18 protein-coding genes and 1 tRNA gene are annotated in these 24,496 nt (G+C 70.9%); 12 read left to right on the top strand and 7 right to left on the bottom strand.

Annotation, left to right across the window (positions count from 1 at the left end):
- Nucleotides 1-264 precede the first annotated feature (264 nt).
- Nucleotides 265-525, bottom strand: a complete 261-nt coding sequence (locus QSK31_RS49060) for an HD domain-containing protein (protein ID WP_352244775.1) — start codon at nucleotides 523-525, stop codon at nucleotides 265-267.
- 250 nt (nucleotides 526-775) lie between these two features.
- On the opposite strand from QSK31_RS49060, the gene QSK31_RS46990 reads away from it, so the two are divergent.
- Entirely contained in the window at nucleotides 776-1,210 is a 435-nt protein-coding gene (locus QSK31_RS46990; protein WP_285691689.1) for a DinB family protein, read from the top strand.
- Between the two features lie 4 nt (nucleotides 1,211-1,214).
- Here QSK31_RS46990 and QSK31_RS46995 read toward each other — a convergent pair whose 3' ends face one another.
- A complete protein-coding gene (locus tag QSK31_RS46995) occupies nucleotides 1,215-2,306 on the bottom strand; it encodes an alpha/beta hydrolase family protein (protein WP_285691690.1) in 1,092 nt (363 codons plus the stop codon).
- Nucleotides 2,307-2,413: 107 nt separating this feature from the next.
- On the opposite strand from QSK31_RS46995, the gene QSK31_RS47000 reads away from it, so the two are divergent.
- Together QSK31_RS47000 and QSK31_RS47005 are read left to right on the top strand one after the other, a co-directional pair.
- Nucleotides 2,414-4,144 carry a glycoside hydrolase family 3 protein gene (locus tag QSK31_RS47000; protein WP_285691692.1) on the top strand — a complete coding sequence of 577 codons (1,731 nt, stop codon included), beginning with the start codon at nucleotides 2,414-2,416 and terminating at the stop codon, nucleotides 4,142-4,144.
- Nucleotides 4,145-4,154: 10 nt separating this feature from the next.
- Nucleotides 4,155-4,673, top strand: coding sequence for a VOC family protein (locus QSK31_RS47005; protein ID WP_285691693.1), 519 nt, complete (start codon nucleotides 4,155-4,157; stop codon nucleotides 4,671-4,673).
- Here QSK31_RS47005 and QSK31_RS47010 read toward each other — a convergent pair.
- A complete protein-coding gene (locus QSK31_RS47010) occupies nucleotides 4,670-5,191 on the bottom strand; it encodes a mycothiol transferase (RefSeq protein WP_285691694.1) in 522 nt (173 codons plus the stop codon). The two genes, QSK31_RS47005 and QSK31_RS47010, sit on opposite strands and share 4 nt — an antisense overlap.
- Before the next feature lie 41 nt (nucleotides 5,192-5,232).
- Between QSK31_RS47010 and QSK31_RS47015 the strand changes: the two genes are divergently transcribed.
- The 3 genes from QSK31_RS47015 (at nucleotide 5,233) to QSK31_RS47025 (ending at nucleotide 8,280) form a co-directional block, all read left to right on the top strand.
- Entirely contained in the window at nucleotides 5,233-6,183 is a 951-nt protein-coding gene (locus QSK31_RS47015) for a helix-turn-helix transcriptional regulator (RefSeq protein ID WP_285691695.1), read from the top strand.
- 68 nt (nucleotides 6,184-6,251) lie between these two features.
- Nucleotides 6,252-7,385, top strand: coding sequence for a glycosyltransferase (locus QSK31_RS47020; RefSeq protein ID WP_285691696.1), 1,134 nt, complete (start codon nucleotides 6,252-6,254; stop codon nucleotides 7,383-7,385).
- Between the two features lie 49 nt (nucleotides 7,386-7,434).
- On the top strand, nucleotides 7,435-8,280 hold the full coding sequence (locus tag QSK31_RS47025; RefSeq protein ID WP_285691698.1) for a tetratricopeptide repeat protein: 846 nt from the start codon (nucleotides 7,435-7,437) through the stop codon (nucleotides 8,278-8,280).
- 7 nt (nucleotides 8,281-8,287) lie between these two features.
- On the opposite strand, the gene QSK31_RS47030 is transcribed toward QSK31_RS47025, so the two are convergent.
- Together QSK31_RS47030 and QSK31_RS47035 are read right to left on the bottom strand one after the other, a co-directional pair.
- The gene (locus QSK31_RS47030; RefSeq protein ID WP_285691699.1) at nucleotides 8,288-8,761 is read right to left on the bottom strand and encodes a phospholipase; all 474 of its coding nucleotides are present in this window, start codon (nucleotides 8,759-8,761) and stop codon (nucleotides 8,288-8,290) included.
- Between the two features lie 46 nt (nucleotides 8,762-8,807).
- The gene (locus tag QSK31_RS47035) at nucleotides 8,808-8,936 is read right to left on the bottom strand and encodes a hypothetical protein (protein ID WP_285691700.1); all 129 of its coding nucleotides are present in this window, start codon (nucleotides 8,934-8,936) and stop codon (nucleotides 8,808-8,810) included.
- Between the two features lie 44 nt (nucleotides 8,937-8,980).
- On the opposite strand from QSK31_RS47035, the gene mptB reads away from it, so the two are divergent.
- The gene (gene mptB / locus QSK31_RS47040; protein WP_285691701.1) at nucleotides 8,981-10,489 is read left to right on the top strand and encodes a polyprenol phosphomannose-dependent alpha 1,6 mannosyltransferase MptB; all 1,509 of its coding nucleotides are present in this window, start codon (nucleotides 8,981-8,983) and stop codon (nucleotides 10,487-10,489) included.
- A 143-nt stretch (nucleotides 10,490-10,632) separates the two neighbouring features.
- Nucleotides 10,633-13,455, top strand: coding sequence for an AfsR/SARP family transcriptional regulator (locus QSK31_RS47045; protein ID WP_285691702.1), 2,823 nt, complete (start codon nucleotides 10,633-10,635; stop codon nucleotides 13,453-13,455).
- A 55-nt stretch (nucleotides 13,456-13,510) separates the two neighbouring features.
- On the opposite strand, the gene QSK31_RS47050 is transcribed toward QSK31_RS47045, so the two are convergent.
- Nucleotides 13,511-14,011 carry a sigma-70 family RNA polymerase sigma factor gene (locus QSK31_RS47050; protein ID WP_285691703.1) on the bottom strand — a complete coding sequence of 167 codons (501 nt, stop codon included), beginning with the start codon at nucleotides 14,009-14,011 and terminating at the stop codon, nucleotides 13,511-13,513.
- A gap of 53 nt (nucleotides 14,012-14,064) precedes the next feature.
- Nucleotides 14,065-16,080: an ATP-binding protein gene (locus tag QSK31_RS47055; RefSeq protein WP_285691704.1), complete on the bottom strand. Its 2,016-nt coding sequence runs from the start codon at nucleotides 16,078-16,080 to the stop codon at nucleotides 14,065-14,067.
- A 153-nt stretch (nucleotides 16,081-16,233) separates the two neighbouring features.
- On the opposite strand from QSK31_RS47055, the gene QSK31_RS47060 reads away from it, so the two are divergent.
- From QSK31_RS47060 to QSK31_RS47075, 4 genes are all read left to right on the top strand, one after another.
- Nucleotides 16,234-17,109 carry a cyclase family protein gene (locus tag QSK31_RS47060; RefSeq protein ID WP_285691705.1) on the top strand — a complete coding sequence of 292 codons (876 nt, stop codon included), beginning with the start codon at nucleotides 16,234-16,236 and terminating at the stop codon, nucleotides 17,107-17,109.
- A 312-nt stretch (nucleotides 17,110-17,421) separates the two neighbouring features.
- Nucleotides 17,422-17,494: transfer RNA gene (locus QSK31_RS47065), tRNA-Arg, on the top strand.
- A 290-nt stretch (nucleotides 17,495-17,784) separates the two neighbouring features.
- Complete coding sequence (locus QSK31_RS47070; protein ID WP_285691706.1) at nucleotides 17,785-23,820, top strand: polymorphic toxin-type HINT domain-containing protein; 6,036 nt, start codon at nucleotides 17,785-17,787, stop codon at nucleotides 23,818-23,820.
- A 20-nt stretch (nucleotides 23,821-23,840) separates the two neighbouring features.
- The gene (locus tag QSK31_RS47075; protein ID WP_285691707.1) at nucleotides 23,841-24,296 is read left to right on the top strand and encodes an SMI1/KNR4 family protein; all 456 of its coding nucleotides are present in this window, start codon (nucleotides 23,841-23,843) and stop codon (nucleotides 24,294-24,296) included.
- Nucleotides 24,297-24,496: the final 200 nt, after the last annotated feature.

The following is a 24,496-nucleotide window of genomic DNA, read 5'->3' on the forward strand; positions in this document are numbered from 1 at the left end:
CCCGGGCAGAGCCGCGAGCGGCGGCAGCGACGGTGAGCAGGCACCCGGGCGCCTGGCAGACCAACCGAAAGCCCACACCCGGCGAAAGCGCCGGCAACAAGCGCACGCACCGAGGAGCCCCGGCAACGCGAGGGAGTCCCGGCAATGCGAGGAGTCCCGGCAATGCGAGGAGTCCCGGCAATGCGAGGAGTCCCGGCAATGCGAGGAGTCCCGGCAACGCGAGCCGGACCTCCACCGCGAAGAGTCTCTAGCGATCCCGCCAGCTCAGGGGCGACAGGATGACCGCGGCCTCCGCGATGCGCTTGCTGGTTTCGGTCCGGAGGCTCTCGCGTGGGACTCGATCCGTCCCTCGACCCGCAGAACGCCGATGTCGCGATACTCGACCGCCTGAAGGAGCATCTCGCGCTTGTCGGCGTCTCTGGCGCACTGCGCCTCCGGCGTCTGACGAGACTCGTATTCGTCGACCGGGTCGCGAACCATGTCGCGCGACCGTTCCGGGAGGCGCGTACGCCCGCGTGCCACCATCCGGAGCGACGGATGCGCTTGAGGCGGCCGAGTTCGTAGCCGAATCCGGCAAGTGCGACGGCACAGTCTGACACGGTCATCCTCTCTACCGGTCGGCGATTCGCACCGCGTACTGGAGCCCTGCCACCCGCTCGCGTTCGCCACGAGTCATGCCGTCCGTCGCGGCGAGGGTGAGGTCCGGGCCAAGGTCAACTACATCGCGTACGACCAGCAGGTCCGGACCGGATCGTCGGACTGAGATCCTGGGCTCATGACACCCGAGATCGAACATCTGCGCGTGGCACTCGACGGGCTGCGGGCGATTGTCCTCAAGAAGCTGGCCGGGCTGAGCGAGGACGACGCCCGGCGCAGCACGGTCGGCTCCGGCACCAACGTGGCCGGGCTGGTGCAGCACCTCACGTTCGCCGAGTGGAAATGGTTCGGCGACGATCCGGGGCGGAGCGAGCGCTCGATGACGGTCGACCCGGCCGTCTCGCTGCGGACGGTTCGGGCCGCCTACCGCGAGGCCTGCGAGGCGGCGAACGCGTTCATCGCCGTGACCGGCGACGGGGACGCGCCGCTGACCCGCAACGGCCGTGCCACGACCCTGCGTGCCGTCCTGGTCGGCATGATCGAGGAGACGGCCCGCCACGCCGGTCACGCCGACATCATCCGCGAGCAGCTCGACGGGCGCACCGGGCGTTGAGAGGTCAGGGACATCCTGATCCGGCGGGGCGGTTGACGAAGCAGACCTCGGGGAACCGCGGGGACGGCCGGTCCAGCAGCGGGCTGGGCCGCCCGCGCAGGTGCTGGTCGAAGAATGCGGCGACGTACGTGCGGGTGACCTGCACGGACCGAGTGCCGGGCAGTTCCCAGTCGCCGATGCCGAGCCATTCGCCGAGGACGGGCACGTCGCTGTACGAGCGATGCTCCATCGGGGGGACCGTGAGCCATCCGCGCCAGCCGGTCAGGTGGGCCCAGGCGGCGTTCCAATCGCCGTGCGTGGTCTGCGGATCGGGGCCGGCCGACAGCATCAGGAACGGCCGCGCCAGGTCGGTGTCGAACGAGCGCTGGAAGCCGCCGTCCAGGTTGACGCCGGCGTCCACCCGCCGGTCGACGAGCATGGTCGCGGCGGCGGTCGCTCCGCCCATCGAGTGTCCGGCCATGCCGATCCGGCCGTGGTCGATCATCCGCCCGTATCGCGGATGGGCGAGCAGACGGTCCAGGACGAAGGACACGTCCCGTACGCGGTTGGCAACGATCGCGCGGCCGTCCCGGTCGGGGCGTTCGCACAGCAGGCAGCCGGTGACCCGGCCGTCGGGGAAGGTGACGCCGGACCCTTCGTAGGTGTGGTCCACAGTGGCCACGACGTAGCCGCGGCCGGCCAGGTCCTCGGCCAGGGTCGTCAGCATGAAGCGCGGGTCGCTGAAGCCGGGAGAGAGCACGATCAGCGGCAGCCGACGGGCGGTGCGCAGCGGCGGCGCGCCGGTCCGGGCGTGCGGTATCACCCGGGTCAGGCTGTCCGGGGGCACGGTGGTGACGCCCACCGATTCCAGCATCAGCCGGGATTCCTCGGCCGTGGCGTACGGCGCGCGCCGGCCCTGGTTCGCGACCGCCGGGTAGTAGACCGAGATCATCAGCTCCCGCGGCCCGGTCGGCACCCAGGGGTCGGTCCGGCTCCGGTCGACCAGGTGCAGGACCTCGCGCCCGACCGGGTGCGGGCCGGTCGGCGTGGGCAGGACGACGAACGAAGGTACCGACGCGGCCAAGCCGACGGCGGCCGCGACCAGAAGGTGTCTCATATGGGGTGGGTAGCACCGGACCGTGGAGCGGGTTCAGCCGGCGACCTGCCGGGACGCCGCGGAAGGCATAGAGTCAGTGCGATCGATACCTGCACGGGGAGGTCGCGATGCGCGGACGAAAAATGATCGGTGCCGTCCTGGCGGCGGCCCTGGTACTGGTGGCGCCGCCGGGGGTCGCGGAGGCTCAGGACGGCGGGGTGCGGGCGCTGCTGCGGCAGATGACCGTGCGGGAGAAGGTCGGCCAGCTCTTCGTGGTCGAGGTGTACGGACAGGACGCCGCCACGGTCACGCCCGCGATGGCCGCCCGTAACCAGGCGCTCTACGGCGTCGACACGCCCGCTCAGGTGATCGAGAAGTACCAGCCGGGTGGCGTCATCTACTTCGACGCCCGCCGCGGGCCGGACAACGTGCGGAGTCCGCGCCAGATCGCCACGCTCTCCAACGGCCTGCAGCGGGCCGCGCTGGACCGCCGCGTACCCATCCCGCTGTTGATCTCCACCGACCAGGAGGGTGGCGCGGTCGTCTATCGGCTCACCGCGCCGGCCACCGCCATGCCGGGCAACATGGCCCTCGGCGCGACCCGGTCGCCGGCCGACGCGCGGCGCTCCGCCCGGGTCATCGGCTCCGAGCTCGCCGCCGTCGGGATCAACCAGGACTACGCGCCCGTGGCGGATGTCAACGTCAACCCCGCCAACCCCGTCATCGGCGTACGGTCGGCCGGCTCCGACCCGGCCCTGGTGTCGAGCATGGTCTCCGCCCAGATCACCGGCTACCACGCCGGTGGGGTGGCGACCGTCGCCAAGCATTTCCCGGGGCACGGCGACACCGCGGTGGACAGCCACCTCGGACTGCCTGAGGTCACGCACACCCGGGCGCAGCTCAACGCGATCGACCTGCCGCCGTTCCGTGCGGCGATCCGGCGCGGCGTCGACACGATCATGACCGCGCACGTGGTGCTCCGGTCGGTCGACCCGAGCGGCGCCCCGGCCACCATGTCCCGTCCCATCCTGACCGGGCTTCTCCGGGAGGATCTGGGGTACGACGGGCTGATCGTGACCGACGCCCTGGACATGGGCGGGGCGACCGCCGACTACCCGCCGGCCGTGGCGCCGGTGCGGGCGTTCCAGGCCGGCGCCGACCAGCTCGTGCTCGCCCCGCAGATGGACACCGCGTTCGGCGCCGTGCTGGCCGCCGTGGAGAGCGGCGAGATCTCGCGGCGGCGCCTCGACGAGTCGGTGACCCGGATCCTGCGGCTGAAGCGTCAGCGTGGCCTGTGGCAGCCGTTCGTCGACCCGGCCCGTGCCGAGCGGGTGGTCGGGTCGGCCGCGCACAAGGCCGACGAGCAGGCGATCACCGACCGGACCATCACCATGGTGAAGAAGGACGGGCTACCCGTAAGGAATGGCAAGGTGCTCGTTACCGGTTGGGGCGTGACGACGACGAGCACGCTGGGCGCGGCCATCGGCAGGCGCGGTTCGACCGTGACCGTACGAGAGACCGGCGCGACCCCGACGCAGGCCGCGATCGACGCCGCGGTGACCGCCAGCGCCGGCCAGGATCTGGTCGTGGTCAGCACGATGAACGCGAACGCCGCGCAGCAGTCGCTGGTCCGGGCCCTGCTGGCCACCGGCAGACCGGTCGTGGTGACGGCCGTGCGCAACCCGTACGACATCGGGCTCTTTCCTGAGGTCAAGGCCTACCTGGCGAGCTACGGCTACACGGCGGCCTCGCTGGAGTCGTTGACGCGGGTGCTGTTCGGCGAGGTCGATCCGTCCGGGAGGCTTCCCGTCGCGATACCTTCGCTCTATCCGTTCGGGCACGGCCTGAGCTACCACTGAGGGAGACACCATGCCGCAGCCGGAAGGCGCCGAGCTGGAGTCGGTGCGCGCCCGCCGCACCGAGTTGCGTGACAAGTACCTGCTGCCCGCGGAACTGCGCCCGGCCACCGTCGGGCGCGGCCTGCACCACGCGGCGCTGATCTGCAAAGACGTGGAGGAGACGATCCGCTTCTATCAGGAGCTGGTCGGCTTCCCGCTGGTCGAGCTGGTGGAGAACCGGGACTACCAGGGTTCCAGCCACTTCTTCTTCGACCTGGGCAACCGCAACCTGCTGGGCTTCTTCGACTTCCCGGGCCACGACCATCCGGGTCCCCAGGAGACCATCGGCGGGGTCCAGCACATCGCGATCTCGGTGAGCCCGGAGCAGTTCGCCGCGGCGAGGTCCCGGTTCGACGCGGCCGGCATCGACTATCTCGGCCCGGACCGGGGCGTCGAGGACAGCCTCTACGTCCGCGACCCGAACGGCGTCGGCATCGAGCTCTACAACGAGGAGATCGGCCGGTTCGAGGGCACCACGCTGGTGTCCTAGGAGTCACGCGGCGGGTCTTCGCCGACCAGCCCGTCGACCGCCTCGCGCAGCAGGTCGGCGTGACCGGTGTGGCGGGCGTACTCGTCGTGCAGGTCCACCAGCAGCCGCCGGAAGTTCGCGCCCTTCAGGGACGGTTCTTCGGGCCGGATCGATGCGAGAGCCTTCTGGGTACGCCGGACCGCGCCGAACCAGAGCGCGTAGAGCTCCTCCGGTGAGTCCTGCGCGCCGGTGCGCCACTCCCAGTCCGGGTCGGCGTCGAAGTCGGCCTGGTCCCACGGCGCACCCATCTGCTCGCCGGTGACCCACTTGGACGTGTAGTAGTCCTCGATCAGCGCCAGATGCTTGATCAGGCCGCCCAGTGTCATGGTCGACGGCGGGTGCGTCCTGCTCAGCCCGGCCGCGTCCAGCCCGCCGGTCTTCCACGCGAACTGCATGCGGGAGCGGTCGAGCGCGAACAGCAGCGCCTCGGTCTCGGAGGCGGTGGGGGAGAGCTCCGCCACGACGATCTTGTCGGTCATGGCCCGATGCTAAAGTCGGTACCGGACGAAAGGCTTCCGGTTTGGAAAAGACGAGTCCCGCCGCGCGGGCCCTGCTCGCACTCGAACTGATCCAGAGCAGCCCCGGCATCACCGCCGAGCGGCTCGGCGAGAAACTGGGCGTGACCGAGCGGGCCGCCCGGCGCTACGCGGAGATCCTGCGCGAGGCGGGCATCCCGGTCGAGTCGGTCCGCGGGCCGTACGGCGGCTACCGCCTGGGCCGAGGCCTGCGCCTGCCGCCGCTGATGTTCAGCGCCACCGAGGCGCTCGGCCTGGTCATGTCGGTGCTCGACGGCCACCACGACGCGAACGACCCCGCCGACCCGGTGGGCAGCGCGCTCGCCAAGATCATGCGCGCGCTGCCGGAGCCGGTCGCGGCCCAGGCCGAGGCGGTACGCCGGACCGCCGCGCCCGCCCCCGACCGAGGCGCGGCCCGTCCCGACCCGGCCACCACCACCGCGCTCGTGCAGGCGGTCTCGGCCGGCCGCCGGGTCGCCGTCGGCTACCGCTCCGAGGCCGGTACGGAGTGGACCGCCGAGGTGGATCCGTGGGCGGTCGTCGTCCGGCACGGGCGGTGGTACCTGCTCTGCTGGTCGCACAGCTCGGGCGCACAGCGGGCGTACCGGATCGACCGCATCCGCGACGTCGAAGCGCGCGCCGAACTCTTCACCCCACCCACCGGCCTGGACCCGGTCGCCGCGCTGGAGGACCACCTCGCGGCCGGCTGGGAGTACTCCACCGAGGTCCTGATCGAGGCGCCGGCCGACCGTCTCACCTGGCTGCCGCGCATGCTCGGCCGGGTCACGCCGGTGACCGCGACGACCAGCCGGCTCACCGGATCGACGAGCAACCCCCATTGGTACGCCGAGCAACTGGCCGTCATCCCGGCCCCGTTCCGGATCGTGGGCGGCCCCGAGATCCTGGCCACCGCCCGCGCGCTGGGTGAACGCCTCCTCGCCGCAACACAGAAGTAGCTGCTGATTCACGTCGATGCCGTATCACCTGCGGAAAGGCCGATTCGCTCTGGTGAGGGTTGACTCGCTTGCTGACCGCAACGACGGTAAGAACGCTGACGATCGACGTCGTCTACATCAAGGCCGGCGGTGGCCATCGCGCCGCCGCGGTGGCCCTCGACGCCGCCATCCGAGAGCAGGACCTGCCCTGGCGGGTCCGGCTCGTCGACCTGGTCGACATCCTGGATCCGCAGGACATCGGCCGCCGGATCACCGACTACTACAACGTGCGCCTCACGCACGGGCTGACGCTGGGCCTCACCCGGGAACGCCACGTGCTCCAGGCGGCGCTGCGGATGGGCCACCGGGCGGTCACCCGGCGGATGCGGACACATTGGAGCGCGAGCCGCCCCGACCTGGTCGTCTCGCTGGTGCCGCATTTCAACCGGCAGATGTTCGACTCGGTCAGGCTGGCCCTGCCGCGGACCCCGTACGTGACCGTGCTGACCGACTTCGCCGACCTTCCGCCGCGCTACTGGATCGAGCCGCGCCAGGCGCAGCACTGGATCTGCGGCACCCCGCGCGCGGTGCTCCAGGCGCAGGCGGCCGGCTGCGACCCGGCCCGCATCCACCGCACCTCCGGCATGGTCATCCACCCCGACTTCTATCAGGACGACCCGGTCGACCGGGCGGCCGGGATGCTCTCTCTCGGCCTGGACCCGTCCCGCCCGACCGGGCTGGTGATGTTCGGCGGGCACGGCTCCCGGCAGATGCGCGGCATCGTCAAACGTCTCGCCGACACCCAGCTGATCGTGGTCTGCGGCCACAACGCGGATCTCGCGTCGTCCATCCGGCAGATCGAGTCGTCGGCGCCGCGCGTCGTCGTCGGGTTCACCTCGGAGGTCCGCCGGTACATGCGGCTGGCGGACTTCTTCATCGGCAAGCCCGGCCCCGGCAGCATCAGCGAGGCGCTGAGCCAGCGCCTGCCGGTGATCGTGGTGAGTAACGCCTGGACCTTGCACCAGGAGCGCTACAACGCCGAGTGGATCGAGGAGAACGACGTCGGCGTCGTCCTCGAGTCCTTCCGGGACATCCGCGAGGGCGTCCGGGAGGTCGTCGACAACATGGCCGCCTACCGCGCGGCCGCCGGCCGCATCACCAACCGCGCCGTCTTCGAGATCCCCGCCCTGCTCGAGAACATCCTGACCAAGAACCTCTGGTGACGGCCCTCGGGGCAGCGGGTGGGCGCGGCGTGGCCCATACTTCGCGGCCATGAGGGAAGCAGTCGACGACTTCGCGCCGGTACGGGAGCTGGTGTGGAGGGCGGAGTTCGAGGCGGCCGAGGCGCTGGTGCGGGCGCGCCTGGCCGAGGCGCCGGACGACGCGCGGGCCTGGCGGTACCTGGCCGGTGTGCTGGACCGTCGGAAGGACAGGGCCGGCTGCTCCGAGGCCGCCGGCCGGGCGATCGAGCTCAGCGGCGACGACGCGGCCGGCTACCGCAACCGGGCGGCAGCGAAGGCCCTGGCCGGGGACCGGCGCGGCGCCCACGCGGACGCCCTGCGGGCGGTGGAACTGGATCCGGACAACGCCGACGGGCTGGCGATGCTCGCCGGGTCCTGGCTCCTCGCCACGGGTGACGCCGGCCGGTTCCAGAAGCTCGCCGGGCGGGCGGCGCGGATCGATCCCGGCGGCTGGCTCCCGCGTCAGTACCACCGGGTCCTGTGGGTCGCCAGGCTCGAACTGGCCGCCTGGACGGCCTTCGTGATCGCTCTCGCCCTCGGATCGGCGTGGGCCTTGCTGGCCGAGTACGACGGACTGCCCCGGTGGGTTCCCGGCACGGCCGGTGTCGCCACGGCCGGTTGCGTCGCGCTGGTGGTCGTGGCCGTGCGCCTGCGACGGCCGCTGCCACCCATGCCGGGAATGCTCCTCGCCGCGGTCCTCTCGATCGGGCCGGTGGCGGTGTCGACCGTGGTGGCCTGCGCGGTCGCCGCCACGGCCACGTACGGCACGACCCGCAACCTCTCCTGGGCGGCGCTGATCGGCGGCATGGCCGTGGCTCTCGTGGTGCTCCCGGCAGCGATCGTGAAAGGGAAGGTACGGCGCGTCGTCCGCGCGTGACCAGCCTTCAGAGCCGGGCCGGCACGTGCCCGAACCTCTGCGCCGCGCGGTAGTAGGTCCGGGCGAGCACGACGCACAGCGGGCGGCGCACCGGCTGCTGGCGTCCGCAGACCCGGCCCAGGTCGGCGAGGAACGCGTAGTCCAGCCGGGCCTTGTTCCGCTTGAAGGTGCCGGCCGCGCCGTAGTTGCGGTAGCCGAAGTCGTGCCGGTAGCAGGCCGTCCGGAAGTCGTAGCCGAAGGGCCGCTCGGGGCCGCCGGTGCAGCCGTCGGTGGACCAGTCGAACCCGTACTTCCGCCACTCCGGCTTGTTCATGCGGGCGATGTGCCACCTGGCGAAGCTGGCCGCGGCCGGCTGCGTCCAGGCCGCGAGCACGGCGTCCTTGTTGCCGGGCGGCGCGGCGTGGGCCGGGGCGGGAGCGGCGCAGGCCAGCAGGATCGCGGCGAGCGCGAGTGCGAGGACCGGGCGGGATCGTACGGACATGGGTGCCATCCTCACCGCCCGGGGCGGCGAATGTGGCGATTCGCCCCTATTGCGGCAAGTCGAGTTGGGTGACGGTGACGACCTTGCCGTCCTCGGTGGTGACCAGGGCCGGGGACGGCGAGTTCCCCGTCGCCCCGCGTACCCGTAACAAGGTGCGGCGACAGTATCTGTTCACCGCGAGCCACCCCGGTGTTTGACCGGGCTGGCTAACCTGCGCCGATGACGATCCGCTGGGCCGGGTTCGCCGCGGCGGGGCTGCTGGCGCTGGCCGGCGCGCTCGGGGGCGCGCACCCCGGCGGCAACGTGGCCTCCACCCCGATCACCGTCGCCACCTCGCCCTACGGTCCGCTCGTGCTGGTGGCATGGCTGCTCGGCACGACCGGCCTGGTCTGGGCATGGTGGACGCTGCGCGACCGCGTGCCTTCGGCCCGCTGGGCGGTCGGGACGGTCCTGATCTGGGCGGTCCCGTTCCTGGTGGTGCCGCCGATGGGCAGCAGAGACGTCTTCTCGTACGCCTGCCAGGGCCACCTTTTCGTCAACGGTCTGAGCCCGTACACGTCCGGGGTGGACACGCTGCCGTGCCCCTGGGTGGAGGCCGTGTCGCCGATCTGGCGGGACACGCCGGCGCCGTACGGGCCGCTGTTCGTGCTGGCCGCGGCCGCCGCGGTCGCGCTGGGCGGAAGCCTGACCGGGGTGATCCTGCTGCTGCGGCTGCTCGCCGTGGTCGCTCTCGCGGTCACCGCCCTGGCGCTGCCGCCGCTGGCCCGGCGTTGCGGGGTGCCGGTCGGGCGGGCGCTGTGGGTGGCGCTGGCCGGGCCGCTGATCGGCGCGCACCTGGTCGGCGGGCCGCACAACGACGCGCTGATGATCGCGGCGGTGGTCGGGGCGATGGCGGTGCTCGTGATCGGCCGGTCGCCTGTGGATAACGTTGCCGAATTGTCAGGCGGGCGCGCTACGCTTCCGCCCACCCACAAGGGCGGGGGTGGCGGCGGAAACGTTGGCGCTCGAATTTTGATCTTGGCTGGGGTGCTGCTCGGGCTCGCGGTGGCGATCAAGGTCACCGCGATCGTGGCGCTTCCGTTCGTGGCGTTGCTCGCGGTGCCGCGGCCGCTGCGGTTCGGCTCGGCGGCCCGCGCGCTGGTCCTGATCGGCGGTGTGGCCGCCGGCGCAATGGCCGCCGTGACCGCGGCGACCGGGCTGGGCCTGGGCTGGCTGGCCGGCATGACGCACACCGGTGACCTGATCCAGTTCACGTCGCCACCGACGGCGGTCGGCATGACCACCACATACCTGGGCCGGCTCTTCTGGGCGGACTTCGACGCCGTGCCCGCCGTACGCCTGATCGCGATCCTGATCCTGGGTCTGCTCGTGCTCTGGCTGTGGGTGCGGGCGCTGCGCTCCGACGAGCCGGTGCGGGCGGCGTTGCGCGGTGCGGCCTTCGCGAGCGCCGCCATGATCGCGCTGGCGCCGTCGTTCCACCCCTGGTACGTGATGTTCCCGCTGATCCTGCTGGCGGTCACGACCACGCGCACCGACCTGGTGATGGCCGCCACCGGGGTGGCCGCTTTCCTGGTGTTGCCGGACGGCGGCGGGCTGGCGCGCTACGTCAAGTTCCCGGGCGCCCCGATCGCGACGATCGTGATCGGATACCTGATCTACCGGTACCGGCCGCGGCCCGGGAAGTCCCGGGCCGCCGCGGTGGAGCCGGAACTCAGCCGAAAATCTTGAGGTCGTTCACCGTGTAGGAGAGCGACCCGCGGAAGCCGACCGGCGGATAGTTGTTTCACGACTTGTACAAACGCCCCGGATGCCGGGGTGCTCGGGGGTAAGCAGGCTGGCCACGGCCGTCGTGGCGGGTAGGTTTGCCGACCGTGGGCAAGTCGGTGCGGTTCTCGGTTCTCGGGCCGGTCCGTGCCTGGCGCGGCGAGGACGAGCTCGACCTGCGCCCGCGCCAGCTGCAGCTGATGCTCGCCCTGCTGCTGGTCCGCGCCGGCCGCCCGGTCACCCCGGAGGAACTGGCCGCGGCGCTGTGGGGCGACGACCGCCCGGCGCAGGCGGCGAACATCATCCACCGGCACGTCGGCACGCTGCGCCGGCTGTTCGAGCCGGACCTGCCCGCCCGGGCCGCCGGTCAGTGGCTGCTGCGGCAGGCCAGCGGCTACCGCCTGGACGTGGACGCCGAGTCGCTCGACCTGCTGTCCTTCCGCGAGAACGCCGACCGGGCCCGGTCGGCCTTCTCGCACGGCGACCACGACGGCGCGCTGACCGCCGGGCTGGCCGCATTACGCACCTGGCACGGGCGGTGCGCCGCCGGTCTGGACCTGGGGTCCGGCCGGCTCGCCGAGTTCGCCGCCGTCGACCAGGAGCGGTCGGTCGTGGCGTGCTTCGCCGCCGACGCCGCGGTGCGCACCGGCGCCCTGCGTGACCTGGTGCCGGTCCTGCGCGCGGTGGCCGACCAGGAACGGCTGGACGAGGCGGTGCAGGCGCGACTGCTGCTCGCGCTCGCCGCGGACGGCAAGCAGGCGGAGGCGGTGTCCGCGTACGAGAACGTGCGTCACCGCCTGGCCGACGAGCTGGGCGTCGACCCGGGGCCGGAGCTGCGCGCCGCGTACGACCAGGTGCTGCACCAGAAGGTGACGTCCACCCCGGTGCCGGCCCAGGCACCGCTGAGCACCCGCTTCTTCAACGGCCGGCAGGCCGAGCTGGACCGGCTCACCGCTCTGCTGCCGGCGTCCGCACCGTCCACCGTGGTCACCATCGACGGCTTGCCGGGCACCGGGAAGACCACGCTGATCGTGCACTGGGCGCACCAGGTGGCCGGGCATTTCCCGGACGGGCAGCTCTTCATCGACCTGCGTGGCTTCGACGCCCACGACGCGGTGACCGAGCCGGCGCAGGCGCTCAGCCACTTCCTCAGCGCGCTGGGCGTCCCGCACGCGCACATCCCGGTCAGCGCGGACGCGCAGGCCACCCTCTACCGCAGCCTGATGGCCGGCCGCCGGATGCTGGTCATCCTGGACAACGCCCGCGACGCCGAACACGTCCGGCCGTTGCTGCCCGCCGCGCCCGGCTGCCTGGTGGTGGTGACCAGCCGCAACCGGCTCACCGGCCTGATCGCCCAGGAGGGCGCGCATCGCCTCGCCCTCGAACCGCCGCCGCTCGCCGAGGCGCGGGCCGGGCTGATCCGCCGGCTGGGCCCGCGGCGCGGCGCGTCGGACCCGGCGGCGCTGGACGAGATCATCGACCGGTGCGGGCGGCTGCCGCTGGCGATGGCGGTGGTCGCGGCCCGTGCGGCGGCCTACCCCGAGTGGTCTCTTCGAGAGATCGCGTACGAGCTGAGCGAGAGCCGGTCCCTCGACGCGTTCAGCGGCGACGACCCGCGCAGCGACGTGCGCAACGTCTTCTCCTGGTCGTACCGGATGCTCTCGGAACCGGCGGCGCGACTGTTCCGGCTGCTCTCGGTGCATCCCGGCCCCGATTTCGGCCCGGCGACCGCGGCGAGCCTGGCCGGCGTGCCGGTCGACGAGGCCAAGCAGCTGCTCGGCGAGCTGATCCGCACCCGCCTCCTGCAGGAGCACCGCCGCATGCGCTTCGCGTTCCACGACCTGATCCTGGTGTACGCCAGGGAGCTCGCCGAACGCGACGACCGGCCCGCCGACCGGGACGAGGCGCTGGCCCGGGTGCTGGGTCACCTGCGGCACACCGCGTACGCGGCCAACAGCCGGTTGCAGCCGCCGTCGGAGCAGCTGGAGCCGCCACCACCCGGCAAGGGCGTGTACCCGGAGGAGATCGGCAACGTGGCCCAGGCGATGTCCTGGTTCGGCGCCGAGCTGGCAGTGCTGGAGGCGGCGATCGGCGAGGCCGGCGTGCCCGGCCTGCCCACCTGGCCGCTGGCGGAGAGCCTGCTGCCGTACTACCAGCGGCTCGGCAAGTACCAGTCGTGGGACACGACGGCGGGTTCGGCGCTGCGGGCCGTGCAGCTCTCCGGCGACCGGGAGGGCCAGGCGCACATGCACCGGGTGCTGGCCGGCGCGAAACTGTTCACCGGCGACCACTCGTCCGCGGTCGCGCACCTGATGCGGGCGCTGGAGATCTTCGAGGAACTCGGGCGGCGGGCCGACCAGGGCTTCGTCTACTGCAACCTGGGCTGGGTCCGGTACGACCAGGACGACATCGGGCGGTCGCGGCGGCACTACGAGCAGGCGCTGGCCGTCTTCGAGGGTGGGGTCAACCGCCGCGGCGAGGCGCACGCTCTGCTGGGCATCGGCTACTGCCTGGCCCGCGACTACGACGGCGCCGGTGCGGTGCGGCATCTGCGCCGGGCCGCCACGATCTTCGAGGAGCTGGGCGACGACAACAGTGGCGGCAACTGCGCCGAGGTGATGGGCGAGGCGTTCGCCGGCCTGGGCCGCTTCGAGGAGGCGATCGGCTCCCGGCGCCGCGCCGACCGGCTGTTCCGCCGGTCCGGCAACCAGATGGAGATCGCCATGAACGGCCGTGAGCTCGGCGATCTTTACCAGATGGTGGGCAGGCCCGCCGACGCGGAGCTGGCCTGGGCCGACGCGCACCGCGTCCTGATCGAGCTGTCCGCCGTCGACCTGGCCGCCGGCCTGGCCGAACGGCTCGCCACCGCCCGGGTGCTGGCCTCGGTCCGGGCGAGCGAGCGGCACGTTCTCCCTGCAGAACCGCACTGACCTTCGGTAGCCCAGCGGTGACGGTAGCCCAGCGGTGACGGATGGCCGAGGAACCTCAGCCGTCCGTCACCGCGGCACGCAGTGACCGCAGCGCGTAGTGCACGCGGGAGCGGACGGTCCCGATCGGGACACCGAGCCGGGTCGCGACGTCCTCGACCGTACGATCAAGGAAGTAGACCTGGTGGAGCACCTCCCGGTGCGCCGCGCTCAGCCTGCCCACCGCCTCGCGCAGAGAGTGGTTGGCGATCGCCGAGCGGGAGGTGTCGTCGCCGGTGGCGCACCGCTCGGCGTCCACCGGCGCGACCTCCACCGGGCGGGCCTGCCGCCGGCGCACCTCGTCGATGACCAGCCGGCGGGCCACCGTGTACAGCCACCGGCGCCCGCCGTCGTCCTCCACGGGCACCGAGTCGAGGCTGCGCCAGGCCCGCACCATCGTCTCCTGCACCAGATCCTCGGCGGTCTGCTGCTGACCGAGCGTGAGCCGCTGCACGAAACGCGTCAGCTGCGTGCCGTGCTCGGCGACCAGGCGTCGCATGCGGGTGTCGGTGTCGGTCACGTGAGGGTTTCCTAACGCTCGTGGCTGTAGCCCGAGACGTTAGGAACCGGCTCTCACGTGTTTGTGAAGCGCCACTGACGCCCCTGATTCACTCTGCCGGTCTCGTGGTCCCACAGCGCTGCCGCAAGGTCGGCAGTCGCCCTGTCCCGGTGCCGCCGGTACGTGTTGAACGAAAGGTGCAGAGCGGCGGCGACACGCTCCTGGGTGCTGGTCGGCCGCAGGAAGGTCCGGCTCATCAGCTCGCCCGCGTCGGAGCCCAAGGCGCCGATGCCCGCCTCGACCATCTCCCGGAGCGTGTCGACGTGCGTGCGACCGTCGCGCGTGTTCCGCCGGACCATCCGCGACCGCACCAGCGGGTTCGCCCGCAACAGGTCCGGAGTCCGCAGCTGGCGCAGGGCCGCCCGTACGGCGTCCGTGAACTCCGACCGCGAGAGCACCGGCTCCTCGAGGCTCTCCACCGCGGGGCGGACCGTCGCGCCCAGCTGGCGGGCGTGCGTGACCTGCGTCCATTCCGCGATCCCGGCCCGGCGCCAGTCGTGGGCGAACACCGGGAACCGTGACCCGCCGACCGTGAAGTCCGCCTCGGTGGCCGCCCAGAAGTCGAGGTACTCCAGGGCGGGCGTCCACAGCACGGCATCCTCGAACGCGGCGACGAAACTCCACGCCGTGTCGTCGGCGAGCTGCATGATGTCCAGCATCTGGCACGCGACGAACAGGGTCAGCGACGGCGACGGGCGTTGACCCTGCTCGCGATCGAGGAAGAAGCGCCAGGCCCGCACCCGCTCGCCGGACCGGGGTGGTCCGAGCTTCGACGCGTACCGCCACATCGCGTCCACTGCCGGGTCCACGCCGACGTCCGCCTCGGTCAGGTCGAGACAAGCGGCGTAGCCACACAGCTCGCCCGCGGCCGTGCGGAAAACCCGGAAAGCCTCGGGACGACACCTCATCCAGTACGCCGCCAGCTCGGCCTGTTCCGCCCCCTGCCACGCGGCCGTCATCGCGACGATGGGCGCTCGGTCGCTCTCCGTCAGACCATCGGCGTACGCCCGCATCGGCGGCGCCAGGGCACTCAACGCCTCGATCCGGGAGCGGAAACCGTTGACAACGACCGTACGCGTCAGAAGGTGAAGTCTCTCCCGCTCGTCGGGCACCGTCAGGACCTGTTCGTGAAACGCGGCGAGCTTCCGGCGGTGCATGTCGGAGTACCGATCGGGATCCCGCCAGCGCAGATCGGCGTCGAGGATGTCGCGGACCACGTCGTGCGGATACAACCCGTGCGGGCTCTCCTCGATGAACGGCCGGCCGCGCAACCAGGCGAACAGCTCACCGACGTCGCCGCCGATTATCGAGCGCAGCAGATCCTCGGTCGTGACCGGCACGTGCGCGCACACCTCCAGCGCCGTCCGGTGCCGCGGGCTCGGCGGCTCGTCGACCATCTGCACGATCAACGCGCCCAGGACATCGGGCAGGTCACCCAGGGTACGAGGCGTGGCGCCCCGGCTTACCGCGTCGATCAGCATCGACAGGGTGAGAGGGTGCCCGCGGCTGATGGCCAGCAGCCGGTCGTGGCTCTCCGCGGGCACATCCTGAGCCGTCAGCCACGCCCTGCCGTCCTCGGGCGGCAGGTTGCCCAGCGCGACCACGCGCATCAGTTCCCGCCACGCCGGGTCGGCCCGCCACCGCGGCGACGGCGCGTGCCGTCCGGCGATCACCGCCAGGCAGTTCCGCGGAAGCGACGGCAGATACTTGTCGCGCACCCAGTCATCGACCGGTTCCAGCAGCTCATAGGTGTCGATCAGCAGAATCGGCCGCCCGTCGCCGGCCACGGTGGGCAACGCGTCCGATCCGAGTGCCAGGTGCCGGGCGTCGACCCGGACCGGATCGCGTCCCCGCCGCGCCGCCAGGTGCGCGAACATGTCGAGCAGCGTGCTCTTACCCACCCCACCGGGGCCGTGCACGAAGATCACGCCCGGAGCGTCCAACGCCTCCTCGAACAAGGCGATTTCCGCACCTCGGCCCGCGAACCGCTGTCGCCGCAGCTCGTCCAGCGCCTCACCGAGCGATGCCATGGCGCCGATCCTAGAAGGGCACCGCATGGGCACCGGATGGGCAGGCGCCCGCCACTCGGCGCGGCAATGATGGTGGCCTCGCCCATCCGCCTCGCCCATCAGCTTCCGCCCATCCGCCTCCGCCCATCCGCCTCGCCCATCCGAAGGAGTTTCATGGCAATCGACGATTTCCCCAGCAACTGGGGACGGTGGGGGAGCAGCGACGAACTGGGCGCCGTCAACCTCATCACCGACGAGGCCCGGGCCAGGGGCGCCGCCGAGGCCCGGACCGGTCACACGGTGTCGATCGCCCGGTTGACCAAGCCGTTCCCGCTGACCGGCGGCCCGATGGCGACCACCACGGCAAGCACGACGGCGGTGCAGACCGTCATGCAGTTCACCGGCTTCGGCGCCCCCGCCATGGCCGAGGTGATGATCGTGACCACGCACCACGCGGAGGTAACCCACCTGGACGCGATGGCCCACTGGGTGGCCGGCGGAACGGTGTACCCCGGCGTGGACGTGGCCGACAGCTCCGGCCCCACCGGCGTCAAGCACGGCGCGGCCGACGTGTACGCCGAGGGCATCCTCACCCGCGGCGTCCTGCTCGACCTGGCCCCCGGCGGCCAGTTGCCTCCCGCCCACCCGGTGACCGGCGCAGACCTGGACGCGGCAGCGGCTCGCGCGGGCGTCGAGATCCTGCCCGGCGACGCCATCGTGGTCCGCGGCGGCTGGGACCGGGTCAACGGCAGCGCCGAGCCCGAGCCGGGAATGACGGCGGACGCGATCCGCTGGATGCACGACCACGGGGTGGCCGTCTACGCGGGCGACATCGGCGATGCCCGACCCCCGCTCCCGGGCGAGGTCCCCGGCGCCCTGCACTTCCTGGCGCTGGGCAAGCTGGCCATCCCGCTGATCGACGCCGCCGACCCGGAAGCCTTGGCTGCGACATGCACCCGCCTGGGCCGCTGGACGTTCCAGCTCGTGGTCGCCGTCCCGCGCATCGCCGGAACCACCGGCCTCCCGGTAAACCCGATCGCGGTCTTCTGAACATCACATGCGGCGGGCGGTCACGGTGTCCCGTGGCCGCCCGCCTAAATGGTCTTGCCGTTCATCCGGGCCGTCCCTATTCTTTTCCTCAGTCGCCACTATTTTCGACAGGGAGCTTCAGATGACACGGGAACGATCCACCCGCTCGCGGTGCGAGACGCTGCGTGTCGAGGTGCCCGTGACACCAGTTCAGGGGCGACGGCGAGGCTGATCAGAGCCTTCACCGGCCGCCGCCTTCCAGTACGGATAGGCGGCTTTTTCGTTCTCCCACGAGACCATTTCCCGACGCCTGGGAAACGTACGCAATAGCAAGCCCTGATGGCGCAGCGGATAGCGCACCTGATTACGGATCAGGGGGTCGCAGGTTCAAATCCTGTTCGGGGCACGCCCTGGTAGCTCAGAAGGAGAGAGCGGCCGAAAACGTTAACGGTGTCACGGCGGGAGAGTTGCGGATGCACCGGGACCGGGCCCGTGGTGTAGAAGACCACAGGACAGGGAACCTCAGCCCCCGGCAGGGAAGCGCGTTGCCTCACCGTCGACTAGGGGACGTGGGTTCGAGTCCCACCCAGGGCACTTCACCTCCGGCGCGTGACAAATCTCGGACAGTTCCAATCAGCGGCATCGATGGACGTGATGTTCTACCTCCGGCTCAAACCACGGGGGAGGTAAGCGGCCATGTCTTTGGCGTCCCAACTGTCCTCGCGCACCCGCCTACTGGCGGTTTTCTGCGCGTTTCTACTCGCTCTGACGATCGCTCCGCCGGCTGCCCGACCGGCCCGAGCTGATCCCGGCGACACACCCAAGGCCACCGCGGGCCAGGCTCCGCAACAGCGTGGCCGGCCACCCAACGCCGCCTCGGCCGATGCCGTCGCCGAGAACGCCCGGCCACCCGTCGTCCCGCCGGTCGTGCGGGCCGGCGGTGAACCCGAGAAGGTCAGCGCCCGCTCGCTCGCCAAGGCCCGCAGCGCGGCGCCCGGCGAGGCGTTCACCGATCTGTTGCTGCGCCCCGGTTACGTGGTCGGCGACACCTCGCTCGTCGTCCTGTTCAACCTGGCCGACGAGTCCTTCGACAACTGGCGCGTCGACCTGTTCGACGTGACCACCGGCACCCGCCAGGATTCGGTCGTCCTCGGCCTGGACGCGCTCGAGACCAGCAAGTGCCTGCAGCCGCGCAAGTTCTGCAAGTCGCTCGGCACCGCCGAGGGCTGGGAGCTCGAGGCGGGCAAGCGTTACTTCGTCACGATCACGGCGCTCTACGCCGACGGTGAGGTCACCTCGGCCGCGTCCGAGGAGTCCTCTCCGCGGACCACTGTGGACCCTCCCGCCGTGCCGGCCCGGCAGGCGGCCGGCTGCAACTGCAGTGGCGCGCTGGGCATGACCGACGCGAGCCAGGCGATCCGCGCGATCGGCGTGAACACCGGCACCGGCGCGTTCACCCGCGTCGAGCAGGATCTGTCGCTGACGTCGTTCGCCGTGCCGTTCGCGTCGGGCCGCGCGTACTCGTCGGCCAACTCCGGCCCGTCGGCCTTCGGGCCCGGCTGGGCCTGGATCTACGACATGAAGGTCACCGCGTCCGAGGGTGGCGCGGTGGTGCGGGCGGAGGACGGCTCGGACGTTCTCTTCGCGCTCGATGGTGACGCCTACGTCCGCCCGCCGGGCGTTCGGTCGACGCTGCGCCGGGCGGGTGACGGCTGGGAATTGGTCACTCGCAACAACATCGTGTACGCCTTCGACGCCCAGGGCCGGCTCACCTCGATTCTGAACCCGCGTCAGCAGGGCCTGCGCCTCGCCTACGGCACCAGCACGATCACGGTCACCGACGCCTCCGGCCACAAGGCGCTGGTGCGGCTCGACGACGGCCTGATCGAGTCGATCACGCTCGAGGATCTGCGCACGGTGTCCTTCTGGTACACCGGCGGCCTGCTCACCAAGGTGCGTGACGCCCGCGGCGAGTTCTGGCAGTACAGGTACGACGCCGCCGGCCGGCTCACCCAGGTGATCGACCCGCACCGCGTGACCGCCCCGACGAACGAGTACGGGCCGGACGGGCGGGTCGTGCGCCAGCTCGACGCACTGGGCGCGGCCACCACCTTCGTATGGAACGCCGAGAAGCAGGAGGCCAAGACCACCGACGCCGACAACGTCACGGTCTGGGACGGCTACAAGGGCAACGTGCTGCTCTACACGCAGCGCGGCAACGGCGACGTCAACAATCACCGCTACGACGGCAAGCTGAACCGCAACCTGGTGGTCAACGGCAACCAGAACCAGCACGAGACACAGTACGACGCGGCCGGCAATCCGATCGAGCAGTTCGCGCCGGGCCGGCGGTTCAGCGAGAAGACCACCTACGACGCGCGGAACAACCCGGCCACCCACGTCGACGCCAACGGCCAGACGTGGAAGGACGAGTACAACGAGTTCGACGAACTGATCAAGAGCACCGACCCCGAGGGCAATTCGGTGCAGTACGCGTACGACGATCGCGGTCTTCAGACGACCGTGACCGACCCGCGCGGCAAGGTCAGCAAGTACCAGACCATCCCGCCCGGCGAGCGGAACTCCGGCCTGGTGGAGAAGGTGACCAGCGCCGGCGGCCGGCGTACCCAGAGCCTCTATGACAAGACCGGCCGCCGTATCGTCGCGATCGACCCGCGCGGCAACAGCACCAAGTTCTTCTACGACGAGCAGGACCGCACCGTGGCCACGCTGTCGCCGGAGAAGCGCAATCCCTCGCGGTCGGAGTTCGACGCGGTCGGCCGCCTCGTGCGCACCACCACCCCGGCCGGTGTCACCACGATCAACACGTACTTCCCGACCGGGCAGCTCAAGTCGACGGTCGGCGAGCGGGTCACCACGAAGGTCACCTACACGGCCGCCGGTCGCCGGGCCACCTCCGCGGTCGACATGCGGCACGGGCCGGATCTGGTGACCAGCTGGACGTACAACCCGAAGGGCCTGGCGGAGACGGTCACGTCGCCACGCGGCAACGTCCCCGGCGCCAACAAGGCCGACTTCACCACGACCTATGTGTACGACGCCAACGACAACCCGATTCAGATCCGTCGCCCGTACCCGAATGGTCAGGTTGTCACCAAGGACATCGCCGTCGATGACCTCGACCGGACCGTGCAGACGAAGGACGCGTTCGGCAAGTCGTCCAGCTTCGACCGGGCGAACGGCGGCGAGGTCACCGGGGCCACCGACAGCCTGGGCCGCAAGACGACGATGGGCTACGACAAGAACGGCCGGCAGACCGAGACCACCGACCCGAAGGGCGGCAAGACCAAGACCGAGTACGACGCGGCCGGCAACAAGGTCAAGTCGATCTCGGCGGTCGGCGGCATCACGACCTGGGAGTACGACGACGACGGCATGCTCGTCGCCACGACCGAGCCGCGCGGCAACGTCGACGGCGCGGACAAGGCGAAGTACACCACCCGATTCGAGTACGACGCCGCGGGCAACCAGGTCAAGGCGATCGACCCGCTCGGCAACACGACGCAGTACCGCTACGACGACGCGAACCGGCTGATCGCCACCACCGACGCGAACAAGCACGTCACCCGGGTCACGTACAACGAGGACGATCAGACCAGGACCGTCACCACCCCGGACGCCGGGTTGAACGACTCGACCGTCTACGAGTACGCCGACGACGGCATGGTGGCCTCGGTCACCGACCCGCGCGGGCACCGGACCCGGATGGACTACGACGAGGCCGGCCGCCTGATCAAGACGACCGACCCGCTGGGCCGCAGCACGTACTCCACGTTCGACGCCGAGGGCAACCAGACCGAGTCGCTGTCGCTGGACCGGCTCGAGTTCCCCTGGCTGCTGCGGGAATCCGAGCGGGCCGAGCGCACGACGGTGGACACCTACGACATCGTGGGCCGCCGCACCGAGCGCAAGCTGGGCTCGAAGGGCCCGGTCTACAACTGGGGCTACGACGGCAAGGACCGCACCACCTCCTACGGCGACCCGACCGGCGTCCGGTCCGTCGTGTACGACGAGGAGGACCAGATCAAGGAGGTCACCCGCAAGGAGGCGGGCCGGGCCGACGAGAAGTTCACGTACGAGTACGACCAGCGCGGCAACATCGAGTCGAGGCAGTACCCGGACGGCACCAAGGTGACCTTCGGCTACGACGCGGACAGCCGGCTCATCACGCAGAACGCGCCCGGTGCGAGCTGGAGCTTCGGCTACGACGTGGCCGGCCGCCGGATCAGCACCACGCTGCCCGCGGCGGTCGGGCTGGCGGAGAAGCGGTCCTTCGACGACGCCGGGCGGCTCATCGCGATCGGCACCGAGCGCGTCGGCGACCCGGTGCCGGGTGTGCAGGACCCGGTGTCGCGCTACGACCTCACCCTCGACCCCGAGGGCAATCCGACGCGGGTGATCACCACCCGGGGCGGCACGGCCGAGTCGGTCGCGTACGGCTACGACGAGGCCGACCGGGTCACCTCCGCCTGCTACGCGGTGGAGTCGTGCACCGGCAAGCCGAAGCCGGCCGGGCGCATCGACTACACCTACGACGAGGTCGGCAACCGCACGAGCCAGAAGCGCTCGGGCACGGCCGGCAGTGACCTCACCACCTATCGGTACGACGACGCCGACCAGCTGCAGTCCGAGACGCTGCTCGGCGTGGGTCACAGCCGGTTGACCACCTATGACTACGACGAGCGGGGCAACCAGACCAAGGCCGGCGGCGACCGGTTCACCTACAACCTCGACAACAGCGTGGCCACGGCCAAGGTCAACGGCCGGACCACGAGCTTCGAGTACGGCGCGAACGGGCTGCGGCTGTCCTCGAGGACAGCTGAGCCGGGCGGCGCGAGCTCGACGCAGCGCTGGTCGTGGGACATGGCGGGGACGCTGCCGCAGATCGCGATCGACACCGTCGAGAACGCCGACGGCGCCGTGACCGAGAAGCGCGGTTTCGTGTACGGGCCGGACGACGAACCCCTCGCCCTGCTCGACCCGGCGTCGGGCGCCCACTCGTACACGCACGACTGGCTCGGCGGCATCGCGAACATGCTCTCGCCCACCGGCGCGGTGGAGAAGGGCTACGACTACGACCCGTTCGGCAACCCGCGGGTGGGCGCGTCGCTGGCCGATCAGCAGATCCCGGGTGAGGGCCCCGGCATCGAGAACCCGATGCAGTTCCACGGTGCGTACCAGGACTCCAGCACCGGCGACGGCAACTACTTCATGCGGGCCCGCAACTACAACCCGGGCACCGGCCGGTTCGCGACGCAGGACCCGATGCCGATGGGTCAGGGTGCGACGTCGGCGTACACGTACGGGTCGAACAACCCGCTGGCGTACTCCGACCCGACCGGCCTGATGCCGGACGCCGGACCGACCACCGGGGGCGCACCGGCCGACGGCACGGTGGTGCCGACCGGTCCGTCGCCGGAGGACATGGCCAAAGCCAACCAGATCCAGTCCAAGAGCATGCTGGACGTGATCCTGGAGGCCGGCGGCCAGATCCTGATGGAGTTCCTCGGGATCAACGACATCATCAACTGCCTCAAGGGCGACCTGATGGCGTGCGTCTCGATGATCGTCGGGGCGCTCCCCTGGGGCAAGATCTTCAAGGCCAAGAAGATCGCGGAGGCCATCTTCCGAGCCGGCAAGGCCGTGATCACCTTCTTCCAGGAGATCAAGTGGGCCCGGGCGATCATCGCCGGCGCCGAGAAGGCGGCCGAGGCGGCGAAGGCCGCCGCGGCGGCCGCGGCCAAGGCGGCGGCCGAGAAGGCGGCGAAGGTCAAGGCCGCGGCCGAGGCGGCGGCCAAGAAGGCCGCGGCCGAGGCACAGGCCAAGGCGAAAGCCCTCGCGGAGAAGGCGAAGGCGAAGACGAAGAAGGGCGTCGACGATCCGAAGGACGGCCCGTCCTGCAAGGCCATACCGAAGAAGCACAGCTTCACCCCGGAGACGCGGGTGCTGCTGGCCGACGGTTCGGCCAAGGCGATCGGCAAGCTCGAGCCCGGCGACACCGTCGCGGCGGCCGACCCGTCCACCGGTGCGAGCGGTGCCCGGCAGGTCACCCACACCATCCGCACCGACGACGACAAGGACTTCGTCGACCTCACCATCAAGGGCGAGAAGCTCAGCACCACGGAGAACCACCCGTTCTGGTCGGTGACCCGCGGGCGCTGGGTGGAGGCCGGTGAGCTGAAGGCCGGCGAGACGCTGAAGACGGCGGCCGGGACGTACGTCCAGGTCGGCGCGATCAAGGTGTACGGGGGCAAGCAGCGGACGTACGACCTCACCGTCGACGACATCCACGCGTACTACGTGCTGGCCGGCGACGTCTCGGTCCTGGTGCACAACTGCGGCGACGATCCGACCGGCGCACCGTGCTCCTGCTACCCGGCGACCGGGTACGGACCGAACGTGCCGCCGATCAGGCAACCGGGCCAGTGGACCGACGCGGACATCTGGCGGGGCGCGCACGGCATGCGGCCGCAGAGCATCGGCAACAACCTCGAGTTGCACCACGCCGACCAGATGCCCGGCTCCGGCATTCACGAGCTGCCGCAGCAGGTGCACCGAGGTCCGGGTCAGCACAATGTGTTGCATCCGAACCCGAACAACCAGGGCGTCACCGGAGCGATGCGCGACGAGGACACGCAACTACATTGGTGGTACCGGTCGCAGGAAGAGGGCTGGGGCCAGCATCCGGCCGAGTGGTGGTACGACAACTAGCCCGGAAGGAAGGCACCGACGTGGAGTTCGCCGAGTTCCAAGGTCTGGTCGACGCCTTGCTGGCCGAGCACGCCGGCAAGGGATATCCGCCGGAGATCCGCATCCTCGACGAGGTGCGGGCCGACGACGCCGACATCGAGGCCGTGGAAACGCAACTCGGCGCCCGGCTGCCCGAGAAATACAAGCAGGTGCTGACGACGTACGGCGGTGGCATGTTCGGCTTCGTCGATCTGCTGCCGGTCCGTTCGCCGAAGGACGGCGAGAGTGACGTCCTGACGGAGAACACGGGCGAGTTCGCGGTCGCGGGCTTCGTGCAGGTCGCGCCGGTGGGCAGCGGTGACATGTGGGGCTTCGCGGTGCACGACGGTGTGTGCGCCGAGGCCGTGAGCATGTGGTTCCACGACACGGGCGAGATCCGGTTCGAGTCCGGCGATTTCCTGGAATTCATGGCGACCCGAGGAATCCGGGCCCGCTGATCACCGAGATCCTCGAATCACTCGCCTGATTGGTAGGCGAATCTCCGGCGCGGCACACTAGCGCCGGGCCCATGCAAAGATCCGGGACGGGTTTGGGTTGCCGTCCCGGATCTTGTTTGTGTTGTTGTGTTTAGCGTTGTAGTGCGAGTTGTTCGTTGTCGGTGTGTGCGTGTCGCCCTCCCGGGGGCGCGGCCGTCGGG

The organism is Actinoplanes sp. NBRC 103695 (assembly GCF_030269485.1).
Lineage (GTDB): Bacteria > Actinomycetota > Actinomycetes > Mycobacteriales > Micromonosporaceae > Actinoplanes.